General features: G+C 65.5%; 12 protein-coding genes and 1 tRNA gene. 4 read left to right on the forward strand and 9 right to left on the reverse strand.

Annotated features, from left to right (window positions below):
* Nucleotides 1-8: 8 nt before the first annotated feature.
* The 5 genes from MU582_03645 to MU582_03665 all read right to left on the reverse strand — a co-directional run bounded on the left by MU582_03645 (nt 9) and on the right by MU582_03665 (nt 4,642).
* On the reverse strand, nt 9-1,694 hold the full coding sequence (locus MU582_03645) for a CotH kinase family protein (GenBank protein UPK75746.1): 1,686 nt from the start codon (nt 1,692-1,694) through the stop codon (nt 9-11).
* 77 nt (nt 1,695-1,771) lie between these two features.
* The gene (locus tag MU582_03650; GenBank protein ID UPK75747.1) at nt 1,772-2,452 is read right to left on the reverse strand and encodes a DUF4956 domain-containing protein; all 681 of its coding nucleotides are present in this window, start codon (nt 2,450-2,452) and stop codon (nt 1,772-1,774) included.
* Nucleotides 2,449-3,312 (reverse strand): polyphosphate polymerase domain-containing protein, encoded by an 864-nt coding sequence (locus MU582_03655; GenBank protein ID UPK77102.1) that lies wholly within the window; start codon nt 3,310-3,312, stop codon nt 2,449-2,451. Before MU582_03655 ends, MU582_03650 begins: the two co-directional genes overlap by 4 nt.
* Nucleotides 3,313-3,512: 200 nt before the next feature.
* The gene (locus tag MU582_03660; GenBank protein ID UPK75748.1) at nt 3,513-4,088 is read right to left on the reverse strand and encodes an HAD-IA family hydrolase; all 576 of its coding nucleotides are present in this window, start codon (nt 4,086-4,088) and stop codon (nt 3,513-3,515) included.
* Nucleotides 4,089-4,569: 481 nt separating this feature from the next.
* Nucleotides 4,570-4,642 (reverse strand) — tRNA-Lys (locus tag MU582_03665).
* Nucleotides 4,643-4,801: 159 nt separating this feature from the next.
* Between MU582_03665 and MU582_03670 the strand changes: the two genes are divergently transcribed.
* From MU582_03670 to MU582_03685, 4 genes are all read left to right on the forward strand, one after another.
* Complete coding sequence (locus tag MU582_03670; GenBank protein ID UPK75749.1) at nt 4,802-5,461, forward strand: hypothetical protein; 660 nt, start codon at nt 4,802-4,804, stop codon at nt 5,459-5,461.
* 154 nt (nt 5,462-5,615) lie between these two features.
* Nucleotides 5,616-5,759: a hypothetical protein gene (locus MU582_03675; protein UPK75750.1), complete on the forward strand. Its 144-nt coding sequence runs from the start codon at nt 5,616-5,618 to the stop codon at nt 5,757-5,759.
* Between the two features lie 107 nt (nt 5,760-5,866).
* Nucleotides 5,867-6,484, forward strand: a complete 618-nt coding sequence (locus MU582_03680; protein UPK75751.1) for a DUF47 family protein — start codon at nt 5,867-5,869, stop codon at nt 6,482-6,484.
* Nucleotides 6,485-6,486: 2 nt separating this feature from the next.
* A complete protein-coding gene (locus MU582_03685; protein UPK75752.1) occupies nt 6,487-7,497 on the forward strand; it encodes an inorganic phosphate transporter in 1,011 nt (336 codons plus the stop codon).
* A 48-nt stretch (nt 7,498-7,545) separates the two neighbouring features.
* On the opposite strand, the gene pstB is transcribed toward MU582_03685, so the two are convergent.
* The 4 genes from pstB to pstS form a co-directional block, all read right to left on the reverse strand.
* A complete protein-coding gene (gene pstB / locus MU582_03690; protein UPK75753.1) occupies nt 7,546-8,325 on the reverse strand; it encodes a phosphate ABC transporter ATP-binding protein PstB in 780 nt (259 codons plus the stop codon).
* Nucleotides 8,326-8,367: 42 nt separating this feature from the next.
* Nucleotides 8,368-9,456 (reverse strand): phosphate ABC transporter permease PstA, encoded by a 1,089-nt coding sequence (gene pstA / locus MU582_03695; protein ID UPK75754.1) that lies wholly within the window; start codon nt 9,454-9,456, stop codon nt 8,368-8,370.
* Nucleotides 9,456-10,424, reverse strand: a complete 969-nt coding sequence (pstC, locus tag MU582_03700; protein UPK75755.1) for a phosphate ABC transporter permease subunit PstC — start codon at nt 10,422-10,424, stop codon at nt 9,456-9,458. The genes pstA and pstC overlap by 1 nt, the downstream gene beginning before the upstream one ends.
* An 86-nt stretch (nt 10,425-10,510) precedes the next feature.
* Nucleotides 10,511-11,611, reverse strand: a complete 1,101-nt coding sequence (pstS, locus tag MU582_03705) for a phosphate ABC transporter substrate-binding protein PstS (GenBank protein UPK75756.1) — start codon at nt 11,609-11,611, stop codon at nt 10,511-10,513.
* Nucleotides 11,612-11,781: the final 170 nt, after the last annotated feature.

Genomic DNA, 11,781 nt, shown 5'->3' on the forward strand with positions numbered 1-11,781 from the left:
GATGGCCCTTATGACTCGGTAGCCTGCTTGTCGCCCGCACGTCGCTTCGGTGCGGTCGACACCACCGGATCCTTCGCGACCGCTTTGGCCCGCGCTTTGAGGGCCTTCGTCAGCGACGCCACCGCGTCATCGATGGCGTTCTCGTCGAAGGTGTCGCTCGTCGGCACCGAGTCGGCGATCTCCTGCAACGTCGCGACGGCGTTGTTGCCGGAGAACATGTCCTCAGCCACCTGACGGTACGCGTCGTGGTACTCGTCGGCGTACGCGTCGGAATCGAGGAAGCGTTCCTTGAGCGTGTTCCCCATCCGGGCTCCGCCCTCGGGGAGGTCGCCTTGGTCGGGCATTCCCTCGGGGAGGTCGCCTTGGTCGGGCATTCCCTCGGGGAGGTCGCCTTGGTCGGGCATCCCTTCGGGTGGTTCGTCGCCCTGGCCTGTGCTGTTCCCGCCGTTCCCGCCGTTCCCGCCGGGCATTCCGCCTCCCATGGACAGTTCGTCGTCGGCCTGGGTGGAGGTATCGCCGGACAGCGCCAGGTTGAGGTCCCACGACACGATCGAGAACTTCTTGGTGTCGAGGTCGTACCAGAGGTACCCGTTGCGGCCAGGTCCGGCGATGTCGTCGAAGTTCAGCAGCAGGTTCTGCGAGGCGGTGTACTGTGCGAGGGATTCGACGTCGACGTATTCGTCGAGGTCGCGGTCGAATTCCTCGTCGTTGGCGGTGTCGAGCCATTTGAGCAGCTTGATGACGGGACCGAGGTCCTGAGTGCCGAGCTGACTGATCTGGGTGAAGTCCTCGGTGTAGTCGGTCTGGTCGTCGCCGTGATAGCTGAAGTCGCTGGTCGCGGTCACCTTGTACAGGACGCCGTTGCCGCCGAGGTCCTCGGTGGCGTAGGGCTCGTCGGGGACCTCGAGAACGAGCCGCGTCGTCGTCGGACTGTCGTTGACCGAGTACCGGGTGTACGCGTACTGCTGGCTCGGTTGCCCCGAGTCCGCGGTCAGGTCCAAGGAGACGGCCTCGTTCAGCATCGGGCTGTCTCCCATGACCGGGCGCACCGACAGCTGTGTCATGCCCTGGTAGGCCCGTCCCTCTTCGTACTCGCTGAAGCTGATCAGCAACGGCAGTGTCTCGGGGTCGTCGGAGGACAGGTCGGAATTCATCATCCCGGCCATGCCTTGGTTCGGCTCGCTACTCGCGCCACCCGGGTCCTCGTTGTCACCTCCTTTTGTCCGATCGAGGCCGTTTCCCGGCGTGCCCGACTGGTCCTGCGACGGTCCGCCCTGTGGCAGGTTCTCCGGCAGCTCGCCCTGCGGCATGTCCTCCGGCATGTCCTCCGGCATGTTTGCACCACTGCCGTCGAGGCCGCGCAGGGTCGAGTTCCCCTTGAGGCGGACCGCGACGTCGGAGATCACCGTGTCATCGATCGTGACGTCGGCCGGGACCCAGTCCTTCTCGCCGGTTTCCAGGTAGGTGTCGATCATGTCGTCGTACGCCTCGTCGTCGATGTCGATGTGCACCTCGTGTGAACCGTCGTCGAACAGGTCCGTCGTACCGGCGATGTTCTCGGTGATCGTCGATGAGACCGTGGTGACGTCGCCGGTCACGTACGGGCGTACCCGCGCATCACCGAACCAGCCGACGAGAAGCGCGACCAGGACCGCGAACGCGGCGACCGGCTTCCAATGCTGGCGTAACGACACCGGTATCCGACGACGGATCCGTGCGACGACGCCGTCCGGGCGAGGTTTCCGCGGCGTCCTGAGCTTGGCGAGAATCCTCATAGGTCGGTCTGGTCGTAGCCGGTCAGGACGGTCACCCGTTGGCCGCTGTTGACTTCGCTCAGCGCCTCGATCAGCTGGTTCTGACTCACTCCCGACCGCAGCTGCGCGGTGTAGAACAACTCCAACAGCGCGCCCGAACGAACCGACTCGGTGCTGACCAGTTCGAAGTTGTCGGTGAATCGCGCCAAAACGTCGTCGACGTACGCCTGCGCCTCGGACTCGGGCGGAACCTGCACCTTGACCACCTGACGCTGGATGTCGAGGCGGAACCAATCGAACTTCTGCATGATCACGATGACCAAACAGATCGCGATCGTGGCGACCGCGGCAAGCAGATAGAACCGTGTCCCGGTCGCCATACCGATGGCCATCACCAAGAAGATGAACCCGACATCGCGGGTCTCCTTGATCGCGTTGCGGAACCGGATCACCGATAGCGCGCCGACGAGCGCGAACGCACGGGCGATGTTCGAGCCGACCACCAGCATGATCAGGCTGATCACCATCCCGACGATCACCAGTGTCTGCACGTAGCCCTGGCTGTACGAGATGTTCTGATGCGTTCGGCGGTAGACCCAGCCGATGATGGTCGACAGCACGAACGACAACGACATCGATACAACGATGTCGAACGTGGAGAACGTGCCGCTGAGATCCTGAACGTCGAAGTTCATCATGCTCCTTGCTTGTGGTACACGGCTTGGTTGCCGGCGTGGTCGTGGACGTGGAAACGGGAGCGCGGCGCACGGTCGAACACCTCGACGCTCTGGCAGTACTTGGAGATGCGCACCACCGACAGGTTCGAACGTGCGGTCAGGTCCGTCACCCAGTACGGAACCCGCTCGTTCGCCTTCACCTCGACGACACAGGTGCCCCGCGGCACGATGAACCGGTTCTCCGTGCCTGCGGCCGGATGGAAGTCTCGGTCGCGTCCCACGATGCGGTGGTCGATCGTCACTCGCAGCCCGAAATCGGCCTGCCGACCGATATATGCTTCGCGTCGATACCCCGTCGTCGCAATCGGTCGCAGGGATAGCGATCCGACGAGTCGGCCCACCTCGTGGACGAACGCCTGTTGTTCGGGGTGGTGTTCGACGGACACGTCGCCCGCGCACAGCCTGCGCGCATCCGCGAGCGGCAACCTGATCCGCCGCTTCTGAGTCACCCGGTTGACCCGTTGCTTGATCTCAACGAATGCTGGCGCGGAGTCGTCGGCCTCCGACGCGTCGCCGTAGTGCCGCAGACGAAGCTTGCGTCGAAAGCGGATTCCCTCGATCTTCTCCCAATAGAACCGCAGATCGGTGGTGTCGTAATACACGCTGTACACGCCGTACGCTCCGTCGGCGCCGAAAGTGTCGGGCTCCATCCGTGCCGCCAGTTCCTCGCGCAACCTCGGCACATCCCGCTCTGGGATCAGGTACTTGATCTCGTAGCGATTGAACGAGCGAAACGCCCCACTCGCGCCGCGGACACCGAGGTCCGGCACCGCAACCGTTTCCGAAACGGCGCCATGCGCCGATAGCCGTCGTCTCAACACCAAACTGCGCTCCTCCACATCGATGGACGACCGCGAGTCAACACACGAAGCCTTGGAGAAGCCTGTGGAACACCTGGCAGACAGATATTGAACAAACAGTTAACGGCCGCGCAGCCTGCGCGACGGCGGAAGGGTACGTACCGAGCTCCGGTGGAGCCGGGCGACGGCTGGTCGTCCGGCTCCACCGGTCGCGTACGAGGCTAAGCCGAGATCTCGGCCTTCAGGATGTTCGCGAGCTCAGCCATATCGGAGACGGTGACGTCCGGCACGTAGCGGTCGTTGCCGAACGGGCGCTTGCGCCGGTCGATGAATGCTGACCGGAGTCCGGCGGCCTTCGCGCCAATGCAGTCGAAGGCGTGGTTGGCGACGAAGAGGACCTCGCCTCGGGCGAGCCCGATGAGCGATGTCGCCGTGTGGTACGTCGTCTGGTGCGGTTTGAACGAGTCGGCTTCGGCGACGGACATGACGCGGTCCCACAGGTGTTCGGTTCCGGAGTGCGGAACCCCGGCGGCGAGCATGTCGGGGTCGCCGTTGGACAGGATGAACAGCTTGAGGCCATGGCTCTTCAGCTCGCTGAGAGCCTGGACGACTTCGGGAAACGGATCGAGCCTGGTGATCTCGTTGACGAGTTCGCTGACCTCGTCGTCGGTGTGCTCGATGCCTGCACACGTTCGAGGGTGTAGTCGACGGCCTCGAACCCGATCCGGCGGTACGGCGTGTGGTCGCGGTGGAGGAGCGCGTCGATCATGGAGTTCTCGAAGTGCGTACGCCGCCACCAGGTGACAAGGCGCCGGCGGGTTCTTGTCGTACCCCTTGCGCTCCAGGTACGGAGCGATGGTGTTGCCATCGGGGCTGTGGTCTCCGCATTTGGATCCACGACAGCACTGCTCGGTGTCGTTGTCCCCCTCGCGACGCCCTTCCTGCTCACCGACCAGATCGGCGTCACCGCATTCATCATCGCGCTCGCCGTATCCAGCTCCGTCGTCGACTGCAGTCCGCTATCGACCATGGGCGCCCTCGCCGTGGCAACACCGAGGAAGACAAGCGCACGCGTGTGTTCTCCGGGCTCATGCGCTGGGGCCTGACCCTCATCGTGATCGCTCCCACGGTCACGTTCGTGGCACTCGTACTTCCGTCCGCTGCCTGACTGCCATCCAGGCGGATAGCGGCCCGTTCGTACAGAGTTCGCGGACTTGTAGGTGCTGTGCGTGCGCGCCAACACCCAAAAGTCCGCGAACTCCGTGCGGCAGTTGCCAGTGGGCCCCGTGGGACTCGAACCCACAACCCGCGGATTAAAAGTCCGCTGCTCTGCCAATTGAGCTAGAGGCCCTGCTGATGCTGCGGCGAATATCGTCTCAGGTCGCGCCGGAGCCGCGCTCCCGACCCGGCGTAAAGGCGATGTGACACGTTCCCTGCGCTGGTCGAGGCAACCTTCCGGGGGAGATCGCCGTTAATAGGGATGGACCAGTTCTCGACCCTAGGTGGACTCATGCCGGTACGTCGTGCGGTGTGCGCGATGGCTGTTGCCGTGCTGCTGGGCGGGTGCGTCGCAGGCTCCGGCTTCGCGTACTCCGGAGACGACGGTGAGAAGGACGGTAAGCCCACCTGGAAGCACAAGGGCGACGGAACCAGCGGCACGGCTACCGCCGACCGGATCGCGCTCGACGAGCTGGGCGACGCCAGGCACGGTGTCGACATCCAGTCACTCGCGGTGTTCAACCGGACCGACCTCGACTTCGTCGGGCTGACCATCTCGGGCCGCGACTTTCATCGCAACCAGGCGCGTGCGGTCCAGGTCTTCCTGGAGACGAAGGCCAAGAGGTCGGGGCCCGACTACCGACTCGTCGCGTTCAACGAGAAGCCGCGTGCCAACGCTCCGCGGGTACGCCTTTACCGAGTCGGCGGGTGGGCCGCAAACACGGCCAAGCGGGTCTCCTGCGACCGCGTCCGGGTGCAGTTCGACATCGAGCAGGTGAGTCAGATCCGCATCGCCGTCCCGCGCGAGTGCCTCGGTGGGGTACGCGGATCTCTGCGCGCGAATGCGACCGTGTGGCACCAGAAGGCCCCGGAATGGAAGACGCAGCCGGGCCAGGGCAGCGGTGTCGACGTCATCCCCGAAGAGCGCGAGCTCACGCCCGACACGCGCTGACCCGAGTCTCGGGACGTGCCGAGATCCGATGTCTCGCGAGCGATGTGGCCTGCGACACGTTCGTCCGGTCGTCGGCAGCAAATCCGAGACTCCGCACACTACGCCCGCGTAGGCTAGAGCCACTGGAAAGCGCCACGAAGAGGTGTCCGTGCACATGTCAGAGCCACTCGACGTGCGCCTGCGCGATGAGCAGGCACTCGACGAGATCGAGATGACGAGCGATCTCATGATCGCCGCGTCCGAGCACGACGGACCCCTGACGCAGCCGCAGGTCGACCAGATTCTGGGCCTCGGCTGACCGTCGAACGACGTACCCCGGGTCACATGGGCGGACCATTTTGACGCCCGAGTAGCGACTGCGCATAGCATGGTCGCGGCCAACGCCCATCTCGACGGGAGAATCTCGTGCGGCTCAAGCTCCGCCCCACCGAGGATACGTTTTACGACCTGTTCACCGAATCCGCCACGCATCTGGTGAACGGCGCCCGTCTGCTCGCGGCGATGCTCGACGTCGAGAGCGATCGGCCCGCCATCGCCGAGCAGATGCGAGAGGCCGAGCACCAGGCGGATGAGACGACCCACGCGATCGTACGAAGGGTCAACAGCACCTTCGTGACCCCGTTCGACCGCGAGGACATCTATCGGCTCGCCGGCATCCTCGATGACGTCATGGACTTCATGGAGGAGGCCGTCGACCTGATCGGGCTCTACGAGATCGGCGAGCTTCCCGCCGAGTTCGCGACCCAGGTCGAGGTCCTCCAACGCGCCGCGGAGCTCACCGCAGAGGCGATGCCGCGACTGCGCACCATGAAGGACCTCGAGGAGTACTGGATCGAGATCAACCGGCTCGAGAACCAAGGCGACCGAAGCTATCGGCGCATCGTCGCCAAGCTGTTCAGCGGTAAGTACAAGGCCCTCGAGGTGCTCAAGCTCAAGGATGTCGTCGACGCCCTCGAACACGCGATGGATGCGCTCGAGACCGTGGCGAACACGATCGAGCAGATCGCCGTCAAGGAGAGCTGAGGGTGGACGTCACCCTCGCGTTGGTGATCGCGGTTGTCGTCGTCGCCCTGGTGTTCGACTACACCAACGGGTTCCACGACGCGGCCAACGCAATCGCCACCTCGGTTTCCACCCGCGCACTGACACCGCGGATCGCGCTCGCGATGGCGGCGGTCATGAACTTCATCGGCGCTTTCCTCGGTACGGAGGTCGCCGACACCATCGGCAGCATCATCGCCGAAGGGGTGCACGGTGAGGGTGCACATGGTCTGACGATCGTGCTCGGCGCACTTGTGGGCGCGATCGTCTGGAACCTCATCACCTGGTACTTCGGCATCCCCTCGTCGTCCTCGCACGCGCTGATCGGCGGCCTGGTGGGGGCGGGCGTCGCATCGGCGAGCGCGGTCAAATGGGAAGCCCTGATCGACAAGGTGCTCATCCCGATGATCGTGTCGCCGGTCGTCGGTTTCGGCGGGTCGTTCATGCTGATGATCGCGATCCTGTGGATCTTCCGCCGTTCGAGCCCCTGGCGCGTCGGTCGCGGGTTTCGCTTCGCTCAAACCGTCTCGGCGGCGGCGATGGCGCTCGGGCACGGCCTCCAGGACGCCCAGAAGACGATGGGCGTGATCTTCCTGGCCCTGCTCGCGAGCGGTCATTACAGCCAGGAGGACGGCATCCCGCTGTGGGTCAAGGTTGCGGCCGCGACCGCCATCTCTCTCGGTACGTACTCAGGAGGCTGGCGCATCATGCGTACGCTCGGCCGCCGGATCATCGACCTCGACCCGGCGCGTGGTTTCGCATCCGAGACGGTCGCCTCGATGGTCTTGTACGTGATGGCGATGGGCCTCGGCGCACCGGTTTCGACCACGCACACGATCACCTCGTCGGTCATGGGCGCCGGCGCCACCAAACGGTTCAGTGCCGTTCGTTGGGGTGTTGCCCGCAGCATCGTGGTGGCCTGGGTGGTCACGATCCCTGCCGCGGCGTTCGTGGCTGCGATCGTCTACTGGATCTGCGCGCTCTTCTTGCCCTAGCAGCATCGACCGGCTCCTGCCCTAGCCGCATCGACCTGCTCGGGCAGATCAGCCGAAGCGGCCCTGGATGTACGCCTCTGTCGCCTTCTCCTCCGGGTTGGAGAAGATCGTCGACGTCGCGCCGTACTCGACCAACCGGCCCGGCTTGCCGACCGATGCCAGGTTGAAGAAGGCCGTGTCGTCGCTGACCCGGGCAGCCTGCTGCATGTTGTGGGTCACGATCACGATCGTGTAGCTCTCCTTGAGCTCGTGTACGAGGTCCTCGATCGCGCTGGTCGAGATCGGGTCGAGCGCCGAGCACGGCTCGTCCATCAGCAGCACCTGTGGCTCGACGGCGACGGCGCGGGCGATGCAGAGGCGCTGCTGTTGCCCACCGGAGAGACCCGATCCGGGCCGGTTGAGGCGGTCCTTGACCTCGTTCCACAGGTTCGCGCTCTTCAACGAACGCTCGACGACCGCATCCGCGTCGCTCTTCTTGATCCGCTTGGCGTTCAGCTTGAAGCCTGCGAGCACGTTGTCGTAGATCGACATCGTCGGGAACGGGTTCGGCCGCTGGAAGACCATGCCGATCTGGCTGCGTACGACCACCGGATCGACGTCCGGACCGTATAGGTCCTGTCCGTCGATGACGACCTTGCCGTCGACGCGCGCGCCCGGGATCACCTCGTGCATCCGGTTCAGCGAACGCAGGAAGGTCGACTTGCCGCAGCCGGAGGGTCCGATGAACGCGGTCACAGAGCGCGCCGGGATGCTGATGGTGACGCCTTCGACGGCGAGGAAGTCGCCGTAGTAGATGTCCAGGTCGGAGACGTCGATGCTCTTAGCCACGGTCAGTCCTTGCTCGGTTGGGTGGGGGTGTCGTCGTCGAGGTCACTTCTCCCCCTTGGGCGAGAAGAGGTAAGACACCACACGGGCGATCAGGTTCAGCAGCATCACGATGATCATCAGCACCAGCGCGGCGCCCCATGCGCGTTCGGTGGAGAGCTCGGGGTTCATTCCCGGCGAGCTCACCTCTGAGTACGCGAAGACCGGGAGCGTCATCATGTTGCCGTCGAACAAGTTGAAGTTCGTCGACGTGGTCGATCCCGCGATCAGCAGCAGAGGTGCCGTCTCACCGATGATGCGGGCGATGGCCAGGGTGATGCCGGTGACGATGCCGGCCAGCGATGTCGGGATCACGACCCGTACGATCGTGCGCCACTTCGGTACGCCGAGGGCGTACGACGCCTCGCGCAGCTCGTTCGGGACCAGCTTCAGCATCTCTTCGCACGAACGTACGACCACCGGGATCATCAGCACCGACAGCGCGACCGAGCCGCCGATGCCGAGTCGGATGCCCGGCTCGAACAGCGCGACGAACAGCGAGTACGCGAACAGGCCCGCCACGATCGACGGGATGCCGGTCATCACGTCGACCAGGAAGCGGATCCAGTGTCCGAGGCGGTTGTCCTTGGCGTACTCGACGAGGTAGATCGCGGTGAACAGGCCGATCGGAACCGAGATGACGGTCGCGCCGGCGGTGATCAGCAAGGTGCCGATCAGGGCGTGGTAAATGCCGCCCTGCTCCTCCCCGATCACGTTACGCATCGAGTACGTGAGGAACTCGGCGCTCAAGGCGCCGGCACCCTCCGCGATCACCTTCACGATGATCGAGACGAGGGGTACGAGCGCGAGCGCGAACGCCGTCAGGACGCCGACGGTCACCAGCCGGTCGGTCGCCTTGCGGGTGCCTTCGATGGTCAGCGACCATACCGGGTACGCGACCGCGCACACCAGCCAGGCGACGACGACCGAGCCGACGAGCGGCATGCCGATGACGAAGTACAGGACTGCCGCCAGCGCGACCAGTCCGCCGAAGACGGCGTACCCGGCCCAATGGGGCAGTTTCGGCTGGCGCAGCGAGGGGTCCGGCGGCGTGACCGGCGTGCCGGGGCGCTCGGGTGCGGTCGTGACGCTCATCAGTTGGCTCCGGAGAAGTCCTTGCGGCGATCCACGATCGCGCGGGCGGCGAAGTTGACCAGGAAGGTGATCACGAACAGCACCAGGCCGCTGGCGATGAGCACGTTCACGTTGAGACCCGAGCTCTCCTTGATGCCGTGCGCGATGTTCGCGGGGATCGTCGACGGGTTCGTCGTGGTGAGGAGCCGTACGGTGACTACCCCGCTCGTGGACAGCACCATCGCAACGGCCATCGTCTCGCCGAGCGCGCGGCCGAGGCCCAGCATGACAGCGCCGACGATGCCGGAGCGGGCGTACGGGAAGACCGTCATCCGGATCATTTCCCAGCGGGTCGCGCCGAGTGCGAGCGCCGCCTCCTCGTGCAGGCGCGGTGTCTGCAGGAAGATCTCGCGGCAGATCGCGGTGATGATCGGGAGGATCATGATCGCGAGTACGAGCGACGCGGTCATGATGGTGCGGCCGGTGGTGCTGAAGGCGTACGCCTGCCCGGCCGGGTTGGTGTCGAAGAACGGGATGAATCCCAGGTTGTCGGCGAGCCAGCGGTAGATCGGCACCAGCTCTCCGGACAGGAAGGCGATGCCCCAGAGGCCGTACACGACGCTGGGGACGGCCGCGAGCAGGTCGACGACGTAGCCGACCAGCTGGCCGATGCGGCGTGGCGCGTAGTGCGAGATGAAAAGTGCGACGGCGATCGCGAGCGGGGTTGCGATCAGCAGTGCGATCGCGGCCGCGAAGAGGGTGCCGTAGACGAGCGGCCAGACGTACGACCAGAAGCCCGCGCCGTCCAGGATCGGCGCTTCTTCCGCGGTCGCGCTGATGCCGGGAATCGCCTCGACGGTCAGGAAGATCGCAACGCTGGCGAGCGTGATCAGGATGAGTGCGCCGGCCGCGAACGAGATGCCGGAGAAGATCCGGTCGCCACGCCGGCGTACGGGTCGCGGCGCCTCGCGGGTGCTGGCTGTCGTCACGTTCTCGGCTCCTGGTCGTGCGAGTGGCAGTACATGAGTCGGTGGCCGCCTCTCCTCCCCCGAGGAGGAGAGACGGCCACCAGTGATCAGCCCTTGGCCGAGATCTGGTCGACGATGGCCTTGGCGTCGCTGGCCACCTGCTCGGAGAGCGGAGCCGAGCCGGCCTCACCGGCGGCGGCCTTCTGGCCCTCGGGGCTGAGTACGTAGTCGAACCAGCCCTTCACCAGATCGGCCTCCTCGGCCGACTCGTACTCGCTGCAGGCCATGCCGTACGAGACGAGGACGATCGGGTAGACGCCGCCCTCGGTCGTCGTGCGGTCGAGGTCGAGCGCCATGCTCGTGTCGGCGCGCCCGGAAGCGGGCTTGGATGCGTCGAGCGCGGCGGCCGCGGCCTCGGGGCTGTACTCGACGAACTCCTTGCCGACCTGGACCTTGGCGACACCGAGGTCACCGGCCTGGCTGGCGTCGGCGTATCCGATCGTTCCCTCGCCGTTCTTCACCGCGCTGACGACACCGGAGGTGCCCTCGGCGGCCTCGCCGCTCTTGATCGGCCAGGTCTCGATGACGCCGTGCGACCAGCTGCCGCCCGACGCCTGGTCGAGGTAGTCGGTGAAGTTGGCGGTCGTACCCGACTCGTCAGAGCGGTGTACGGCGGTGATCGGCTCGCTCGGCAGGTTGGCGTCGGGATTCTCGGCCGCGATCGCCTTGTCGTCCCAGGAGTTGATCTTGCCGGCGAAGATCGAGCCGAGCGTCTCCGGGCTGAGGTTCAGCGAGTCGACGCCCTTGACGTTGAAGATGACGGCGATCGGGCTGACGTAGACCGGGACCTCGACGACGTCGCCGCCGCAGCGCTCCTCGGCGTCGGCGATCTCCTCCTCCGGGAAGTACTCGTCGGATCCGGCGAAGAGGATGCTGCCGCCGGCGATGAACTGCTCGCGGCCGCTGCCCGATCCCACCGGGTCGTAGTTCACGGTGACGTCGGGGTTCTCGGTCTGGAAGCCCTTCTGCCAAGCGGCGAAGGCTGCCTCCTGCGAGCTCGCGCCGGCGCCGTTGAGCTCGCCGCTGAGATCGCTCGAGCCGCTGTCACCGTCGGCGTCTGCCTCGTTGCCAGCACCGCACGCGGTCGCGAGCACGAGCGCGGCCGTTGCGGCCAAAGGAGCGCCATAGCGCATCAGGTTGCGTTTCACTTCATATCCCTCGAAGTCGGGGCTACGCGTGCCACGTAGCAGGTAGTTGACCACTGTTCGTCGCTGACGCTAATGAGACGAGGTGAAGCGGTCGGAGGGCGTCGGTGAACGAGCGGTGAACGGTTGGGGACGAGTCCGTACGCACCCCTGTTGCCTGCCCGGGGCGGCCC

This window comes from Nocardioidaceae bacterium SCSIO 66511, from assembly GCA_023100825.1.
In the GTDB taxonomy this organism is placed as follows: Bacteria; Actinomycetota; Actinomycetes; order Propionibacteriales; family Nocardioidaceae; genus Solicola.